We start from the raw sequence: 17,363 nt of genomic DNA on the forward strand, positions 1-17,363 counted from the left end.
ATATGAAAAAAATAAGATGGATTTTAATTCCGCTTTTAGCCCTTCTTTTATTTATTCCTTCCTATGTGAAGACAATTCAGCAGGGAAGGCTTTTAAGTGGAGTCACAATTGTTTTGGATAGTGGTCATGGTGGAAAAGATTTGGGTGCCAGTGAACAGGGAGTTGATGAAGCTCCTTTAAATTTAGCCATTGTGAAAAAACTTGAGACAAAGCTGAAAACGTTAGGCTGTACTGTGATTCTGACACGAAAGGATGAGAATGATTTAGCTTCTGCTACGGCAGCAAACCGTAAAAAGGAAGATATGAATAAAAGAATTGCGATTATCAATGATGAAAAGAATGATTTATTTATTAGCATTCACATGAATAAATATCAAAGTGAAAGTGTGAAAGGATTCCATGTTTTTTATAAGGATGGAACATCTAAATTATTAGCTAGTTATATTCAGGAAAATGCCAATGTTGCCTTAGAACAAGATAAAAGGATTACAAAGGGTAACTTTTTTATTCTGAATGAAAGCAGGATACAAGGAGTATTGATTGAATGTGGCTTTTTAAGCAACCCTTCGGATCGTAAAAATCTTATAAATGAAAGCTATCAGAATAAAATTGTTGAATGTATTGCTGATAGCATTATTGATTATTTTGATAGTAAAGGAATGAATTAAAAAAGGCATACGGTGATGCCTTAGTATTTAAATTCTTCTTGAAGTGCATTTTTTATTTGATCTAAGGTTAATCCTTTGCTGCTTAAATAATTTTCCATATCTTCTTTCATGGATTCATTAGTAGCATCAGAAAAAGTCATTAAAACTGTATCATTATCTACGATATAGGTTTCTGAATCATCACCACTGGCACAATAGATAAGAGTACCGACACCAGCACCAAAGGCTTCTACAACCGATGCCTCCTGATCGCCAAGAGTGATATATACTTTGAATTTCACTCCGTCATCATTTTTAGCCAATCCTAAGGTAGAATCATATGAATTTGTTTCCGTTTCTAATGTAAAGACTTCCTTAACAGCTTCTAGATCGCTTTTTTCATTTATTTCTTCCTGTTGTTCATTTTCATTGCTTGGATTATCGGCATTGCTGTTATTATTGCCACAAGCCGTAAGACCTGAACAGAGACCTAATGCAAGTAATATACTTAATAGTTTTTTTTTATTTTCCTTCTTGTAATTAAGTACATTTTAATGATTTCTATTTTAATAGAATTTACTTAAGTATTATATCATAAAAAATGAATTAGCTTATTTTTTTGTTAGGATATCTGTCTAAGGTATTGACGACACTTACTATGAAAAACTATCAAGAACTTGCATAAACCTAAATATGGGAATTTTCCTTATTTTTGATTTTTTGAAAATATAGATAATATTTTTTAAACGTTTCCAATAAATAGTACATTCAACAAATAAACAAAGCTTTGAAAAAGGTTTTGTTTATTACATGGCAGAGCTTAAGGAAATACAAAGTTTTGAAATAAAAAATGAAGATGAATTAGTTAAATGTTTAGATTTATCTTTCCAAAATCTTTCCAACGATAAATCTGAATAACAAAAAAAAGCCTATTTTTAGGCTTTATTTATTACATGGTGGAGCTTAAGGGATTCGAACCCTTGACCCCCTGCGTGCAAGGCAGGTGCTCTCCCAGCTGAGCTAAAACCCCATGTATATTTTAAATCGATGGTGGGCCTGAATGGACTTGAACCAACGACCTCACCCTTATCAGGGGTGCGCTCTAACCACCTGAGCTACAGGCCCATATCATCGATTGCTCGTATATAATACCATCAACAGAAACAGTTGTCAACAAAAAAATTAAAAAAATTTTTATTTTATCAAACTACTTTTTATAAGTATTGATGGCATACTGAATCGCAATAATAGTTTTACTATCACGAATCGTTCCATCGAGTACTTGCTTATATGCCTCATCAAGATCTAAGAAATAACTGTTAATGCATTCATCTTCATCCATGGCTTTTGGGTGTTCAGCCTTAACAAGATTTTTTGCTTCATAGATATGAAGGATTTCACCACAAAAGCCTGGTGTTGGATAGAAAGTAAAACGTTTGATCATTTCTTCGGCCTTATAGCCAGTTTCTTCTTCTAATTCTCGTCTAGCACATATTGCCAGATCTTCATTTGGTTCAATTTTTCCGGCAGGGATTTCGATTGTTTCTTCAGAAACAACATAACGATATTGCTTAACAAGTAAAAGAGCATGATCTTTTACTGCTAAAATAGCAACACCGCCTGGAGCTTTTACACATTCACGATAGCTTGTAGCTCCATTTTCACATAATACTTCATCTTTTGTTACTTTAATGACGTGTCCGTCATAAATCAGCTGACTGCTAAGCTGCTTTTCCATATCAATCACCCTTTTCTATTATAAACGATTCTTGTTTTCCTGACTATCTAAAAAAGAAGAAGCTGTTCTTGAACTGTTGGGACTTGCATATGAATAAGGTATATCAGCAACTTTCTCAAACTGATTCCTTCCGCAAGGCTAAAAAAAGAAATAGATCGTAAAGCTATCTAAATCCGAGTTTAAAAAAGCACTTTCTTAAAGTCATCCTTGAAAGAATGGATTTCTGATGATATATTTTAACTAGGAAACACATGAGTTACATCAAATAGGAGAATATATGAAAAAAGCAGGTATCTTAATGGCTGTTTCATCATTGCCATCTTTTTACGGAATTGGTGATTTTGGTGAAAACTGTCTACATTTTATTGATGATTTAAAGAAATGCGGCTGCCATATCTGGCAGATTCTTCCTTTGAATCCTTTAGGCTATGGCAATAGTCCCTATCAGGCATATTCATCAAAGGCAATGGATGAGCTATATATTTCTTTAGATGAACTAAAGAAAATGGGACTGATTGAAAACACAAAAAAGTTTAATGCTTCTAAAAAAAGAGTGAATTATGATGAAGTACGTCGCTTCAAAAGCGCTTATTATCATGAAGCATATCATAATTTTAAAAAGGATGAATCATATCAGACCTTTGCTTCACAAAAATGGGTCATTGAATATGCCGTATTTCTTGTTTTTAAAAAAATGAATGATATGAAGATCTGGCATGAATGGCCGCAAGAACAACAGAACTGGATCAAAGATCATAGCTATGATTTAACTTCACTTAAAGAAAAGATCGATTATGAGATCTTTCTTCAGTATCTATTGTATCAGCAATGGATGAAGGTAAAAACATATGCGAATGAGAATGGTATTGAAATCATGGGGGATCTGCCTATTTATGTAGGTATTGATAGTGTTGATGTATGGGCCAATCAAAATTATTTTTTATTGGATGATAAATCACATCCAACTTTTATTGCCGGTGTACCCCCTGATTATTTCAGCGTAACAGGTCAGCGATGGGGTAATCCGTTATATGACTGGGATTATATGAAAAAACAAGATTTTGATTTTTGGTGTGATCGATTAGCCTATAATGCTCAGCTATTTGATATGATCCGTATCGATCATTTCAGGGGATTTGATACGTATTGGAAGATTCCAGTCAGTTGTCCGACTGCTGTGGAAGGAGAATGGATGGAAGCGCCTGGATATGAACTTTTTGATGTCTTATTTCAAAAAATAGACAACTTAAAGATCGTTGCAGAAGATTTGGGTAATCTTAGACCTGAAGTACTTAAGTTAAGAGACCATTATCATCTTCCGGGCATGAAAGTCTTACAGTTTACTTTTAATCCGCAGACACCCTATGCCAATGATGTTGAAAACGTAGTGGCTTATACGGGAACACATGATAATCAGCCATTAGTAAGCTGGTTTAGTTCACAATCGTCTTCTTTTAGAAGAAGAACAAAAGTATTTTTAGATACTTCCGGTTATCATTATGAAAATGTTATTGATAATCTAATTGCTTTTTTAATGAATAGTAAAGCAAATATGGTAATTATTCCAATGCAGGATATTCTGCATTTAAATGCGAAAAGTCGTATGAATACACCAGGGACTTTGATAGATACGAACTGGACATGGAAACTGGCTGATTTTAAAGATTTTGAGAAAAAACTGGATAGATTTTCTGAAATGATTCAAATATCACAACGGTAGACATTTTTTCATTGTGATAAACATTAAGATATGTCATAATGGAAGAGGGAAGCTGTTATGAAAGAAATGCTGCTGATACTTTATATCTTATGTTTTGGACTGTTGATGATAGCAGTTTATATAAAAAGATATGCAAAGTATTATCTTATATTTAAAACGATGACGAGTGCAGTTTTCGTCATGCTTGCTTATTGGACAATGAGAGAAAAGCTGTTTGGATTATGGCTGGCGGCTTTTCTTTTTTGTTTTCTGGGAGATGTGCTTTTAGGAATGGATGAAAGAAAGGAAAAAAATGCTTTCTTTGTGTGGGGGCTTGTAAGTTTTGTAGGCGGACACCTTATTTTTATCTTAAAGATGAGTGAACTTACTTTTTTAGAAATATGGGATCTGATATTGCCTTTAGGCATTGGAGCTGTCACTTTCTTTTTGATCCGGCTTCCAAAGTTTCATGTAGGGAAGCATAAAAGTGCGGTGATTCTTTATTCGATGGTCGTAACATTGCTTTGTGTTAAAGGGTATGATATGCTGATGCTGAATATTGATTATTGGAATGTTTTTGCAGGATGTCTATTATTTTTTATTTCTGATTTTCTTTTGCTTTTTATTTATTTTTATGAGGATAAGGTAAAAATCATGCGTTTTTTCAATCTGTTTACTTATTATAGTGCTGTTGGTCTGTTGGCGTGTACGATATTTATATGATCGTGATAAGTGTTGAGACAATGATTCATATGTGAAAAGTGTCTCTTTTTTTTAAAGTATAATTAGGTTATAATATTCAATAAAGGGAGAGATTATGAAAAAAAGATTAATCAATATTTTATTTAGTAAAATGATGATTACTGCCTATATTATTATCTTTGAACTCTTTCTGATCTTTTTGTTCGTATCTTTTCTTTCATCGATATCAAAGCCGATTTCATTGTTTTTAAAGATATTTAGTGTTTTAATGGTCATATATGTCTATAACCGCAATGACAATCCGTCATATAAGCTGGCATGGACTTCAGTGATTTTAGCTTTACCAACCGTTGGCGGTGTGCTTTATATGTTATTTGGCGGCAAGAAGGTTTCAAAGGAGCTGCGTAGAATTATCGATCGTTCTAATGATGATACCAAAGGGATCATGCTTCAGGAAGAAAAATTGCTTGAGAAACTGCGGAAGGAAAATGTTGAAGCTGCCAAGCAAGCGAATTATCTGATGAAATATGGAGGTTATCCATGTTTAAGTCAGACCGAGACGACTTTTATTGCTAGCGGACGGGAATATTATGAACTTTTGATGGAAGAAATCAAAAAAGCAGAAAAATTCATTTTTCTTGAATATTTTATCCTTGAAGAAGGAAAAATGTGGAATGATATTCTTGATGTCTTATGTGAAAAAGCTAAAAAGGGTGTAGATGTACGTCTGATTTATGATGATGTTGGCTGTATTGTTAAATTGGAAGATGGATATGATGAGAAGATGAGTCAAATGGGGATCCGCTGCAAGGTATTTAATCCGATCAAGGCTCGTTTGGCCATCCAGATGAATAATCGTGATCATCGTAAGATCACTGTTATTGATAACAAGACAGGGTTTACTGGCGGTATCAATCTGGCAGATGAATACATGAATATCAAAGAGGTTTATGGACATTGGAGAGATCAGGGAATCATGCTGAAAGGTGATGCGGTAAGTTCATTGACGTTTATGTTTCTACAGTTTTGGGATTATGGAGAAAGTATTAAGAGCGACTTCTCATCTTATTTGATGTCTTATCCAAGAAACGATGATGGGTATGTGATTCCTTTCAGTGATGCACCGACAGATGATGAAAGTGTAGGCCAGAATGTTCATTTAAATATTATTCATGCAGCCAAGGAATATATTTTTATTCAGACACCTTATTTAATCCTGGATAATGTTGTTCGAGATGCTTTGGCACTGGCGAGTAAGAATGGTGTAGATGTTCGTATCATGGTGCCTTGTATTCCTGATAAGAAATTGGTCAATCAGGTTACTAAATCAAATTATGAATATCTTTTAGAAAGCGGTGTCCGTATTTATGAATATACCCCAGGTTTTGTTCATGCGAAAACGGTAGTTAGTGATGATGAATTCGGTGTGATTGGCAGTATTAATTTTGATTATCGAAGTTATTTTCTGCATTTTGAATGTGGTGTTTGGATGTATCGATCAAAAGCAATCTTAGAATGCAGAGATGATTTTTTAAAAACACTTGATAAATGTCATGAAATTACATATCAGGAGTATATGAAAACAAATGTTTTGGTTCGAATCGTACGTTCGATCCTGAATTTGTTTTCACCATTATTATAAGGGGGTACATATGAGTAAAATTGGTTTGATATGTGAAGGCGGAGGGACAAAAGCTGCTTATACAGCAGGAGTTCTAGAATGCTTTTTAGATCAGCAGATTGAATTTCCATATGCGGCAGGAATCAGTGCCGGTGCATTTTGTCTTTTGTCGTATGTTTCAAAGCAAAAAGATCGTCTGCGTGTTACTGGTGTTGATTCTACGGCTCGAAAAGAAGCAGTTGGCTTATATCCGATCCTTCATGAAAGAGCTGTTTTTGGAATTAATTCCACTTATGATTTTGTAGAAGAAAAAGTTCCATTGGATATTAAGACTTTCCGTGAAAATCCGTGTGAATTAGAAATGGGGCTTTATAATATAGAAACAGGAAAGGTTGAATATTTTAATAAGGAACAATATTCGGATGATGGATTGGTCGTAAAAGCGGCTTGTTCGCTTCTGATGCTGACTCATCCTATCAGGATCAAAGGTGAAAGATATATGGATGGCGGTTTGATAGATATGATTCCTGTTGAACAGGCATTGCGTAATGAATGTAAAGGCGTTGTTTTCATTTCTACAAAAGAAGAAAATTATATCCGTAAACCGGCACCAAAATGGCAAATGTGCTTAGCTCGAATTCTTTTTCGCAAGGAACCTTATATCGCAAAAGACTTAAGCATACGTCATGAGAATTATAAGAAACAGTGGAACAAAGTGAAAGAACTGGAAAGGGAAAACCGGGCCTTGATTCTTCGTCCAAGTATGGATATGGGGATCACCCGCTATACAACAGATGGTGAAAAGCTAGGTAAATGGTATGATTTAGGGTACCAGGATACGTTAAAGCGGATTGATGAAATTAGAGCTTTTATGAATCAGATAAAGTAAAGAAATGTAAAGAGAGTGGACTTTCACTTTCTTTTCTTTTTACGGTTAATTTACATACGAATGCTTATTCTTTTACATACTATGACTATAATAAAGGACGTAGTTGAAAAAGGAGAGATTGTAAAACTATGAAAAAACTATTAAAAGGAATCGTTGCAGCTTTTATGGTTATGAGCGTAGCTGCATGTTCAAACAACACAGCAGATGATACGATTCATGTATTGACAAGAGAACAGGGAAGCGGAACAAGAGGAGCTTTTATTGAACTGTTCGGAATTGAACAAGAAGATGAAAATGGGGAAACTGTTGATATGACTACAGCAACAGCTGAAGAAACAAATTCAACTTCAGTTATGTTGACAACTGTACAGGGTGATCCAAATGCGATTGGTTATGTATCTTTAGGATCTTTAAATGATGATGTAAAAGCAGTAAAGATTGATGGTGCCGAAGCAAGCGTAGATACAGTAAAAGATGGTTCTTATAAAGTATCTCGTCCATTTAATATCGTTACAGGTGCAAATTTAAGTGAAGTAGCTTCTGACTTTATTACATTTATTATGAGTGCTCAGGGTCAGGCAGTTATCGAAGAAGAAGGTTATATTTCTGAAGGTAATCAGGGTGATTATACAGCTAGCGGTTTAAGTGGTACGATTACAGTAGCTGGTTCAAGTTCAGTAACTCCAGTGATGGAAAAACTGGCAGAAGCTTATGAAGCATTGAATGCTGATGTTCAGGTAGATGTTCAGCAGTCAGATTCAACGACAGGTGTGAACAATGCCATCGAAGGTCTATGTGATATCGGTATGGCAAGCCGTGATTTAAAAGATAGCGAACTTGAAAGTGGTGTGACAGGTACTCAGATTTGTATCGATGGTATCGCTGTTATCGTAAATAACGAAAACTCATTAGAAGAATTAACTTCTGAACAGGTATTGCAGATCTTCACAGGTGAAATCACTTCCTTCTCAGAAGTGCAGTAAGATGAATTCTATAAAAGAAAAAGGGATGAAGTGGCTGTTTACAGCCGCTGCATCCGCTTCTATTTTATGTGTCTTTCTTATTTGTGCTTTTTTATTTGTCAATGGATTCAGCACGATGGGAGAGATTGGCTTTACAGAATTTATATTTGGAACAGTCTGGAAGCCGTTAAACAATATTTTTGGGATACTTCCGATGATATTGGGAAGTGTGGAAGTAACCTTGCTGGCCTTTGTATTCGGTGTTCCGGTTGGACTGCTATGTGCCATTTTTTTAGTTTATTTCTGCCCTAAGAAAATTTATCCAAAAATGAAAAGTGTGATTGATCTTCTTGCGGGTATTCCTTCAATCGTTTATGGTTTCTTTGGATTGGTTTGTATTGTACCGATTTTTAGAAATTTGTTTGGTGGCAGCGGAAAAAGCATCTTTACCGCTGGCTTTTTACTGGGAATCATGATTCTGCCAACTATTGTCAGCGTTTCAGAATCTTCTTTAAAGGCGGTAGATAAAAATTATTATGAGGGAGCTTTAGCTTTAGGTGCAACTCATGAAAGAAGTGTTTTCTTTGCAAGCGTACCGGCAGCTAAATCTGGTATTATTGCAGGTATTATTCTAGGCATGGGAAGAGCTATTGGTGAAACGATGGCTGTAAATTATGTTATTGGAAATCAGGCACTTATGCCATTTGATATTTTTATAGGTGGTCGAACCTTGACAACTAATATCGTTTTGGAAATGGGATATGCAACTGATTTGCATCGTGAAGCTTTGATCGCTACAGCAGTTGTATTGTTTATTTTCATTCTGATTATTAATCTGGCATTTGCCTTCTTAAAAAGGAGGGTTCGATAATGGTTAAGAAGATTAGCGAATATCAGCAGGAAGCTAATGATTTGCGTGTCATTCATAAAGATAAATTATCGACTGTCTTAAATTTATTAGTTAAAATCAGTGCTTTTGTTACGATGGCTGTGCTGGTGATCATGATTGCTTATATTCTGATTACAGGTATTCCAAATATCACCCTTGATCAGTTTGCATTGGAATATAATACAGATAATGTATCAATGATGCCTGCAATCATTAATACACTTTTGTATACGGTGTTATCTTTACTGATTGCTCTTCCTTTGGGTATCGGCAGTGCTATTTATTTAGTGGAATATGCGAAAAAAGGAAGCAAATTTGTGGAAATCGTTCGTTTGACAACAGAGACACTTTCAGGTATTCCTTCAATTATTTTTGGTCTTTTTGGATATTTATTCTTATGTATATTTTGCGGTTTAGGCTATTCTTTGCTTTCAGGTGTCATTACCTTGTCAATCATTATCCTGCCGCTGATCATGAGAACAACTGAAGAAGCACTTAGAGCTGTTCCTGATTCTTATCGTGAAGGCAGCTATGGATTGGGTGCTGGTAAGGTAAGAACGATCTTTAAGATTATTTTACCAAGTGCAACAGGCGGTATTCTTAATGGTATTATTTTAAGTATCGGACGTATTGTCGGAGAGAGTGCAGCTTTGATTTATACAGCAGGTACATTGCCAAATATTGCTATAGATATCATGCAATCCGGACGAAGCTTATCGGTTCATATGTATGCACTGCTAAGTGAAGGACTTTATACCAATCAGGCTTATGCAACAGCGGTTGTACTTCTTTTGATGGTAATGATGATTAACTTTGCATCGAATAAAATCGTAAAGCATATGGGAGGAAAGAATGAGCAAAATTAGTGTCAAGAATCTGGATCTCTGGTATGGGGATTTTCAGGCGTTAAAAAATATCAATATGGATATTGAAGCTAATCAGGTTACAGCTTTTATCGGACCAAGCGGCTGTGGGAAATCGACATTTTTAAAATGTTTGAACCGCATGAATGATTTGGTAGAAGGCTGTCGCATTACTGGTGAAATTAGTTTGGATGGTGTCAATATTAATTCTAAAATAGATGTGAACCAGCTTCGTAAACGTGTGGGCATGGTTTTTCAAAAACCAAATCCATTCCCAATGAGTGTTTATGACAATATTGCTTTTGGGCCTAAGACACATGGTGTCAAAGATAAAAAAGAATTAGATCAGATCGTTGAAAAGGCATTAAAAGGTGCAGCTTTATGGGATGAAGTTAAAGATCGTCTCCATAAGAGTGCTTTAGGACTTTCGGGAGGTCAGCAGCAGCGTTTATGTATCGCTAGGGCTTTGGCAGTTGATCCTGAAGTATTACTGATGGATGAGCCAACAAGTGCTTTGGATCCTATTTCAACATCTAAGATTGAAGATCTTGTTTTAGAATTAAAAAAGAAATATACGATCATTATTGTTACACATAACATGCAGCAGGCAGCACGTATTTCAGATATGACCGCTTTCTTCTTATTAGGTGATCTTATCGAATACAATAAGACAGACAAGCTGTTCTCAATGCCGGACAACAAGAAAACAGAAGATTACATTACAGGAAGGTTTGGTTAATATGAGAAATCGATATAATGAACAGTTAAAAGAACTTAATGATGAATTGATCTTGATGGGTGATTTATGTAAAGCAGGAATTACCTATGCTGTAAGCTCTTTAAAGAATCCAAGTGATGAAATTAAAGAAAAGGTGACAGAGATTGAAAATGAAATCAATCAAAAAGAAAGAACGATCGAGCAGTTATGCATGAAGCTTTTGCTTCGTCAGCAGCCAGTAGCAAGTGATCTAAGGCAAGTATCCAGCGCTTTGAAAATGATCAGCGATATGGAAAGAATCGGTGATCAGGCATATGATATCTCATTGATGTCACCCGTGGAAATTGCTAAGGATGAAAAGGTAGAAAAACATATCATTGCGATGGCTAAAAATACGATCAGCATGGTATCGAAAAGTGTTGAATCGTTTGTCAATTCGGATTTAGAAATGGCGCTTTCAGTAATGAAAGATGATGATGAAATCGATGCTTATTTTGAAAAAGTCAAAGATGATCTGATCGATGCGGTTAAAGAAGATCCAAAATCAGGACGTGATTACTTGGATATTTTGATGATTGCCAAATATTTAGAAAGAATTGGTGATCATGCAACGAATATTGCGGAATGGGTAGAGTACTCAATTACAGGAAAACATAAAAAAATTGATATTAAATCAGCTTAAAACTTCATGAATCGGCATGAAGTTTTTTTCTTATATTTTTCATGTTATAATGTGCATAAATGAGTTATGATTGAATAGGAGATTCAATATGGTGGACTGGTTTAAGATAAAAAAGATAGATGGTCATATTCATATTCTTCCGGATGAAGTACATGAAGCGAACCCTGATTCAGAGGATGTCTGGAAAAAGGCTGATCTGCATAAGTATCATGAAATGATGGGAAAGTATCATATCGATCAAGCGGTGATCATGCCTTTGAATGATCCGTGGTTAATGTCTATGGAATTTACAATTTCTAATGTACATAAAAATCTTTGTGCAATGAAGCAGCAATATCCTCATTCATTCTATGCGTTTGCTGATGTAGATGCTCGAAATACATCCATGCAATCTGTAAAGGCGGTTGAAAGAGCAATCGAATCAGGATTAGATGGTATCAAGCTGCATCCAAGCAATACAGGGATGAATGCTGATGATGAATATAATAAGTCAATATTCACTTATGCGCAAAAAAATAAGATACCTGTAGCGATTCATTCTTATCCAAATTCAAAAGATGATCCATGTGCTCCTAAACGTATTGTCCATCTATTAGAACAGTTCCCGCAGTTAATAATGATTGTGTGTCATATGGGGCTTATCAATGGGAAGAGCTGCTTCCCGAAGATGTTTACATCGACATTTCAGCCATCCTGCCTGACTATATTCAACATTATGGTCTTAAAAAAACAAATGAAATCATGCGTCTTTTTGGACCGGACCGTTTGATCTTCGCAAGTGATTATCCAGATAATCATTTCTTGAAGCCTGAAGAAATTTATGAATTTTATTTTAATACGCTGAATCAGATGGATTTTACTGAGGAAGAAGCTTTTAAGATCGCTTATCAAAATATTGAGAAAATAATGAGCCTGTGAGTCTAATGTGCATTTGCGTTGCTTGTGCAACGCTATTATTTTGGATAGAATCAGGTTGAAAAAGGAGAATGATTTATGCTTAGTGAAAATTTAAAGACAATCAGAAAACAAAAGGGATTATCTCAGGAAGAATTAGCCATTCGTTTAAATGTTGTCCGACAGACGATTTCTAAATGGGAAAAAGGTATTTCGGTTCCAGATTCAGATATGCTGATTCGATTAGCTGAAATATTAGAAGTAAATGTTGGTGATTTATTAGGTAAAAAAATAGAAGAGGAAGATAAAAGAGATGCATTAACTGAACAGCTTGTCCGAATCAATGAACAGTTAGCAATAAGAAACAGACGTTCAAAACTGATTCTTAAAATTATAGCAGCTGTTATTTCTGTGTTTATCATTTTAAATCTTTTACTTGTTTTGATGAATATGATTTCTTTCGATAGTCTTAAGGATCGTGACACTATTGATCAGCAAATAGAAGAAATAGTGGAATAATTAAGCGTATAAGATGGTCTATGTTGGTGATTTATAAAAATAAGCAGATGTCCTGCTTATTTTTTAGAAACCCATCTACCATAAATACCACAAGGTAAGATCGTTTGAGTACGGGTGATTGGTAAACCGTTTTCTCCGGATTCAATGATACCATTAGGATATTTTCTTAATAAAGTAGAATGAAGAATATTATTTAATACGGTTGGTGAAAAGCCTGTTGTATAGGAATTTACTAGGAAAAATAGAGGATCATCATCAAGAATATCCATACATTTGAGGATAAGCGGATAAAGCTGTTCTTCAATTTTCCATATTTCACCGCCTGGTCCACGGCCATAGCTTGGCGGATCCATGATGAGGGCATGATAGGTTCGGCCACGTCTTTTTTCTCTTTCTACGAATTTAATGACATCGTCAACGATAAAACGAATTTTTTTATTTTCCAGATGTGACAGGACCATATTTTCTTTTGCCCAATTTACCATTCCTTTAGAGGCATCAACGTGGACTACTTCACAAGCATTGGCACTTGCACATGCCATGGTTGCACCTCCTGTATAGGCAAATAGGTTTAGGACACGAATATCACGATTTGCTTTTTGGATTTTATCCATCATGAAATCCCAGTTAGCTGCCTGTTCAGGGAAAAGACCGGTATGTTTAAAGCCTGTAGGTGAGACTTTGAAGGTCAGATGCTTATAATTGATCTTCCATTCATTTTTTAAAGGCTTGAGAAATTCCCAGCTTCCACCACCGGATCTTGAACGGTGATAATGGGCATGAGGATGAAGCCAAAGCCTGTCTTCTTTTTCAATGGGCCATAATGCCTGTGGATCGGGACGACGAAGGATGACATCTTTCCATCTTTCCAGTTTTTCACCATTTCCGGTATCGATACATTCATAATCTTTCCATTCTGATGCTGTCTGATTCATATATTCACTTCCAATCCAGATTATCATATCATATTTTCAAGTCTTTGAAACCCATACTTTCACAATTTTTTATTCTTTGAAATATGGTATAATAAAAGAAAGCGAGGTGTTTTGATGAAAAACAAGTATTATGACGATTTTAGATGTTGTGAATTAAAGACAAAAGTAAAAGAAGTGATCGAGGATAAAGGTTTTTTTTGGCATACGTTTGATAACACGATTTTTTACGCTGACAAACGTCATCCTGATCATGGCTATATCAATCAGTATGAAGTATTAAAACTAAAAGAAAAAAATGGGATTGTTTATCATCTTTTACATGAAAAATTAGAAGGTGAAGCAGTAATGGTGGTAAATCCTGGCAGAAGATATATCCATGCTCAAAATGAAACTTTATCACTTTTGATGAATAAGATGGTTCAGGGTGTCTATCGTTGTGAGTGTGTCGATCATTATATTACTGATTTTTTTATGGTGAGCCGCTTTAAGGGAAAATGTCTGAGCTCTCAGCAAAAAAATGAATTGCAGGTATCTTTAAATGGCATGATTCGAGATGATTATGATGTTAAGATCAGTTATGAAAAAATCAGCGAAGACAGGTATGTTGCTATTGGTGTTTTCCCTGCGGAAAAAAACACTCAGATTCATGTACCAAGTCTTAAATTTATTCAGATGATGAAAATTCTTGAAATTGTAGATAATAAAAATGATGAATTTGCGATCATTACGACTTGTGGTGATCAGATGCTGTTCACGATTGAAAAGTATTATGATATTATCAAAGAAGCCAGTAAAATATTGAATTGTGAACCGATGTTTATTAATACAAGCATTCATCAATTATTAAATAAAATAAAAAGCAATTGAAAATGATACGGCAAGTGTTATAATCTAATAGTTGAGGGAGATTATTATGAAACGATTGTTAAAAGTATTAAGCTGCTCTGCATTACTTTTATGTGGATGTCAGCAACAGGAACAGCAAGAACCGGTTGAGGAAGAAGTAGTCAGTATTGTCAGCAATGATATTTATGCGGATCCCAAAAATCCTTCAAATGCGTACACATTGGTATTTAATCAGTTAGCTGAAGATATTGCAGCCAATGATATGGAACAGCTGAGCGAGGATGTAGCTGTTTGTTTTGTCTATGATTTTTTCACATTGAAAAATAAAGAAGATAGTACGGATATTGGAGGCTTAGCTTATCTGCCACAAAATCGTGTGGAAGAATTTACTTCTTTTGCACAGCAGCATTTCTATCGAAATTATGATTCGATCGTAACAGAGCAGGGAGAAGATGCTCTGCCTGAGGTAACAAATGTGACTGTTGAAAGTACAACTGCCAAACAAGTTAGTTATCTTGATGAAACTTATGATGGATATGAGTATGAAATAAGTGTAGAGTATGCAGATACAAGTATCAATAGTGATGAATTGAAGACGAAGCTGACGATGACTTGTCTTGTCTACAATGGAAAAGCGATGGTTATTGCGGTAAGTTAATATGCGGGAAGCTTATATTATTGGTGGAGCTAATATTGATATTATTGGCAGAAGTGATCATTCGCTTATTCCTTTTGATTCCAATATTGGCAAAGTGGTTCAAAGCTATGGTGGAGTCGGTCGCAATATTGCAGAGAATGCAGCTCGTTTAGGTGTGAAGGTTCATTTTGTCAGTATTTTTGGAAATGATTATAATGGTTTGAATTGTATCCGTTATTGTGAAGAGTGTGGAATGGATATGAGTGATTGCCGCATCGTAGAAAATGAAAGAACTTCTACTTATTTAGCTGTTTTAGATGAGACAGGTGATATGAGCATAGCAATTAATGATATGGATATCTTGCGTTTTTTAGATCGAGAACATATTGATAAAGTTTTTAAAAAGATTAAAAAAGATGATATTTTGGTAATTGATACTAATCTGGATAAAGAATTGATTGCGTATATGATGAAGCATGCACCGTGTGATATTTTTGTAGATCCGATTTCTAGTGAAAAAGTGCAAAAGCTAGAGGGGCTTCTTAGCTATATTCATACGTTTAAGCCAAATGTTTATGAAGCTGAAAGACTTAGCGGGATCAAGTATGAGGGTGAAGATTCTGTCGATGAAATGGGAAAGTATTTTCTTTCTTGCGGGATCGATGAAATCTATATTTCGCTTGGTAAAGAAGGTGTAAAAGCATATACAAAAGACTGTGCTGTTTTATGTTCTACAGAAGAAATAGCTGTTGCGAATGCGACAGGTGCGGGAGATTCTTTCATGGGTGGTATCATAGCGGCAACACTGATGGATTATAGTTTTATGGATAAGATTAAGTTTGCGCAGAGCTGTAGCGTTGTGACGATTGAATCGGATCAAAGCGTATGCAGAAGATTAAGTTTAGAGATGGTAAATCAGCGAAAAGAGAAGCTGAAATTTAATGTAAAGGAGAAAAAATTATGTATTTAAAAGTGAACCCTGAAGTTCAAAAAGCATTGGATAACAACCAGCCTGTAGTTGCACTGGAATCAACGATCATTTCTCATGGAATGCCTTATCCACAGAATGTGGAAACAGCTTTGAATGTTGAAAAGATCATCCGTGAAAATGGGGCTGTTCCTGCAACGATCGGTATTATTGACGGAGTTTGTGTTGCAGGTATGACACCTGATGAAATTGAAGAATTTGGTAAAAGAAAAGGTATTGCGAAAGTAAGTCGCCGTGATCTGCCAGTCATTGTTGCGAAAAAACAGTGGGGAGCTACAACCGTGGCAACGACAATGATCGTAGCAGCTATGGCAGGCATTAAAGTTTTCGTAACAGGCGGTATTGGCGGAGTACATCGTGGTGCTCAGCAAACTTTCGATATTTCCGCAGACTTACAGGAATTGGCTCATACGAATGTTGCGGTTGTATGTGCTGGTGCAAAGGCTATCTTAGATTTGCCATTGACACTTGAATATTTGGAGACACAAGGTGTTCCTGTCTTGGGATATAAAACAAAAGAACTTCCTAGCTTCTATTCTATTCATTCCGGACTCGAACTTGATTATGAGATGGATTCTCCAAAAGAAATTGCGGATGCAATTAAAGCAAAATGGGAAATGGGTTTAAATGGCGGTGTCATCATCGCAAATCCAATTCCAAAAGAATATGCCTTAGAAGAGTCTTTTATCAATGGTGTCATTGATGAAGCTTTGGCAGATGCAAATAAAAAAGGTGTACATGGAAAAGATGTAACACCGTTCTTGTTAGCAGCAGTAAAAGATAAGACTGAAGGAAAGAGTCTTAACAGTAATATTCAGCTTGTTTATAACAATGCTCGTTTAGGGGCTAAGATTGCTACTGAGTACTGCAAATAAGATTGATAAGAAACGCAAAAAAAGCGTTTCTTTTTTTTGTCAAGAAACTAGTTGGAAATTGAATTATAAGAAATTTAATTAATAAGATCATTAATTATCTGAATAAATCCTGAACCCATAAATAATTATAACACAAATATATATAAAAAATAAGTATATTATATTATAAAATATTCTATTATAATAAAAGTGCAAAGGAGGATAGACCCATGGATATATTTAATGATATATCTGCCATTCAATTGGGATCATCCAATGA

At 35.2% G+C, this 17,363-nt stretch carries 20 protein-coding genes and 2 tRNA genes; 17 read left to right on the forward strand and 5 right to left on the reverse strand.

Features of this window, described 5'->3' with window-relative positions:
- Nucleotides 1-2 precede the first annotated feature (2 nt).
- Nucleotides 3-668, forward strand: a complete 666-nt coding sequence (locus BQ5367_RS08420; RefSeq protein ID WP_071442090.1) for an N-acetylmuramoyl-L-alanine amidase family protein — start codon at nt 3-5, stop codon at nt 666-668.
- 20 nt (nt 669-688) lie between these two features.
- On the opposite strand, the gene BQ5367_RS08425 is transcribed toward BQ5367_RS08420, so the two are convergent.
- The 4 genes from BQ5367_RS08425 to BQ5367_RS08440 form a co-directional block, all read right to left on the reverse strand.
- Nucleotides 689-949 carry a hypothetical protein gene (locus BQ5367_RS08425; protein WP_071442091.1) on the reverse strand — a complete coding sequence of 87 codons (261 nt, stop codon included), beginning with the start codon at nt 947-949 and terminating at the stop codon, nt 689-691.
- A gap of 652 nt (nt 950-1,601) precedes the next feature.
- Nucleotides 1,602-1,677: transfer RNA gene (locus BQ5367_RS08430), tRNA-Ala, on the reverse strand.
- Nucleotides 1,678-1,695: 18 nt separating this feature from the next.
- A tRNA-Ile gene (locus tag BQ5367_RS08435) sits at nt 1,696-1,772 on the reverse strand.
- Between the two features lie 82 nt (nt 1,773-1,854).
- Nucleotides 1,855-2,385 carry an NUDIX hydrolase gene (locus tag BQ5367_RS08440; RefSeq protein ID WP_071442092.1) on the reverse strand — a complete coding sequence of 177 codons (531 nt, stop codon included), beginning with the start codon at nt 2,383-2,385 and terminating at the stop codon, nt 1,855-1,857.
- Between the two features lie 277 nt (nt 2,386-2,662).
- Between BQ5367_RS08440 and malQ the strand changes: the two genes are divergently transcribed.
- From malQ to BQ5367_RS08495, 12 genes are all read left to right on the forward strand, one after another.
- Entirely contained in the window at nt 2,663-4,105 is a 1,443-nt protein-coding gene (gene malQ, locus BQ5367_RS08445; RefSeq protein ID WP_071442093.1) for a 4-alpha-glucanotransferase, read from the forward strand.
- 57 nt (nt 4,106-4,162) lie between these two features.
- A complete protein-coding gene (locus BQ5367_RS08450; RefSeq protein WP_071442094.1) occupies nt 4,163-4,807 on the forward strand; it encodes a lysoplasmalogenase family protein in 645 nt (214 codons plus the stop codon).
- 94 nt (nt 4,808-4,901) lie between these two features.
- Nucleotides 4,902-6,428 carry a cardiolipin synthase gene (gene cls, locus BQ5367_RS08455; RefSeq protein ID WP_071442095.1) on the forward strand — a complete coding sequence of 509 codons (1,527 nt, stop codon included), beginning with the start codon at nt 4,902-4,904 and terminating at the stop codon, nt 6,426-6,428.
- Nucleotides 6,429-6,438: 10 nt separating this feature from the next.
- On the forward strand, nt 6,439-7,296 hold the full coding sequence (locus BQ5367_RS08460; protein WP_071442096.1) for a patatin-like phospholipase family protein: 858 nt from the start codon (nt 6,439-6,441) through the stop codon (nt 7,294-7,296).
- Between the two features lie 128 nt (nt 7,297-7,424).
- Nucleotides 7,425-8,279: a substrate-binding domain-containing protein gene (locus BQ5367_RS08465; protein WP_071442097.1), complete on the forward strand. Its 855-nt coding sequence runs from the start codon at nt 7,425-7,427 to the stop codon at nt 8,277-8,279.
- A 1-nt stretch (nt 8,280) separates the two neighbouring features.
- Nucleotides 8,281-9,129, forward strand: a complete 849-nt coding sequence (gene pstC / locus BQ5367_RS08470; protein ID WP_071442098.1) for a phosphate ABC transporter permease subunit PstC — start codon at nt 8,281-8,283, stop codon at nt 9,127-9,129.
- Nucleotides 9,129-10,013, forward strand: a complete 885-nt coding sequence (pstA, locus tag BQ5367_RS08475; protein ID WP_071442099.1) for a phosphate ABC transporter permease PstA — start codon at nt 9,129-9,131, stop codon at nt 10,011-10,013. The genes pstC and pstA overlap by 1 nt, the downstream gene beginning before the upstream one ends.
- The gene (gene pstB / locus BQ5367_RS08480) at nt 10,000-10,749 is read left to right on the forward strand and encodes a phosphate ABC transporter ATP-binding protein PstB (RefSeq protein ID WP_071442100.1); all 750 of its coding nucleotides are present in this window, start codon (nt 10,000-10,002) and stop codon (nt 10,747-10,749) included. Before pstA ends, pstB begins: the two co-directional genes overlap by 14 nt.
- A 1-nt stretch (nt 10,750) precedes the next feature.
- Nucleotides 10,751-11,410 (forward strand): phosphate signaling complex protein PhoU, encoded by a 660-nt coding sequence (gene phoU / locus BQ5367_RS08485; RefSeq protein WP_071442101.1) that lies wholly within the window; start codon nt 10,751-10,753, stop codon nt 11,408-11,410.
- 88 nt (nt 11,411-11,498) lie between these two features.
- Nucleotides 11,499-12,179 (forward strand): amidohydrolase family protein, encoded by a 681-nt coding sequence (locus BQ5367_RS13265; RefSeq protein WP_083383213.1) that lies wholly within the window; start codon nt 11,499-11,501, stop codon nt 12,177-12,179.
- Complete coding sequence (locus BQ5367_RS13950) at nt 12,152-12,328, forward strand: amidohydrolase family protein (protein ID WP_202615312.1); 177 nt, start codon at nt 12,152-12,154, stop codon at nt 12,326-12,328. Before BQ5367_RS13265 ends, BQ5367_RS13950 begins: the two co-directional genes overlap by 28 nt.
- Nucleotides 12,329-12,403: 75 nt before the next feature.
- Nucleotides 12,404-12,823, forward strand: a complete 420-nt coding sequence (locus BQ5367_RS08495) for a helix-turn-helix domain-containing protein (RefSeq protein ID WP_071442102.1) — start codon at nt 12,404-12,406, stop codon at nt 12,821-12,823.
- 56 nt (nt 12,824-12,879) lie between these two features.
- Here the strand turns inward: BQ5367_RS08495 and BQ5367_RS08500 are convergent, their stop codons facing one another.
- Nucleotides 12,880-13,758, reverse strand: coding sequence for a class I SAM-dependent methyltransferase (locus BQ5367_RS08500; protein ID WP_071442103.1), 879 nt, complete (start codon nt 13,756-13,758; stop codon nt 12,880-12,882).
- 114 nt (nt 13,759-13,872) lie between these two features.
- Here BQ5367_RS08500 and BQ5367_RS08505 point away from each other — a divergent pair, with 114 nt between their 5' ends.
- The 4 genes from BQ5367_RS08505 to BQ5367_RS08520 are packed head-to-tail and all read left to right on the forward strand — an operon-like array spanning nt 13,873 to nt 17,104.
- On the forward strand, nt 13,873-14,625 hold the full coding sequence (locus BQ5367_RS08505) for a hypothetical protein (protein WP_071442104.1): 753 nt from the start codon (nt 13,873-13,875) through the stop codon (nt 14,623-14,625).
- Nucleotides 14,626-14,671: 46 nt separating this feature from the next.
- Nucleotides 14,672-15,262 carry a hypothetical protein gene (locus BQ5367_RS08510; protein WP_071442105.1) on the forward strand — a complete coding sequence of 197 codons (591 nt, stop codon included), beginning with the start codon at nt 14,672-14,674 and terminating at the stop codon, nt 15,260-15,262.
- Nucleotide 15,263: 1 nt separating this feature from the next.
- Entirely contained in the window at nt 15,264-16,211 is a 948-nt protein-coding gene (locus BQ5367_RS08515; protein ID WP_071442106.1) for a carbohydrate kinase family protein, read from the forward strand.
- Nucleotides 16,202-17,104, forward strand: coding sequence for a pseudouridine-5'-phosphate glycosidase (locus BQ5367_RS08520; protein ID WP_071442107.1), 903 nt, complete (start codon nt 16,202-16,204; stop codon nt 17,102-17,104). The genes BQ5367_RS08515 and BQ5367_RS08520 overlap by 10 nt, the downstream gene beginning before the upstream one ends.
- Nucleotides 17,105-17,363: the final 259 nt, after the last annotated feature.

Source organism: Traorella massiliensis (assembly GCF_900104665.1).
Classification (GTDB): Bacteria; Bacillota_I; Bacilli_A; order Erysipelotrichales; family Erysipelotrichaceae; genus Traorella; species Traorella massiliensis.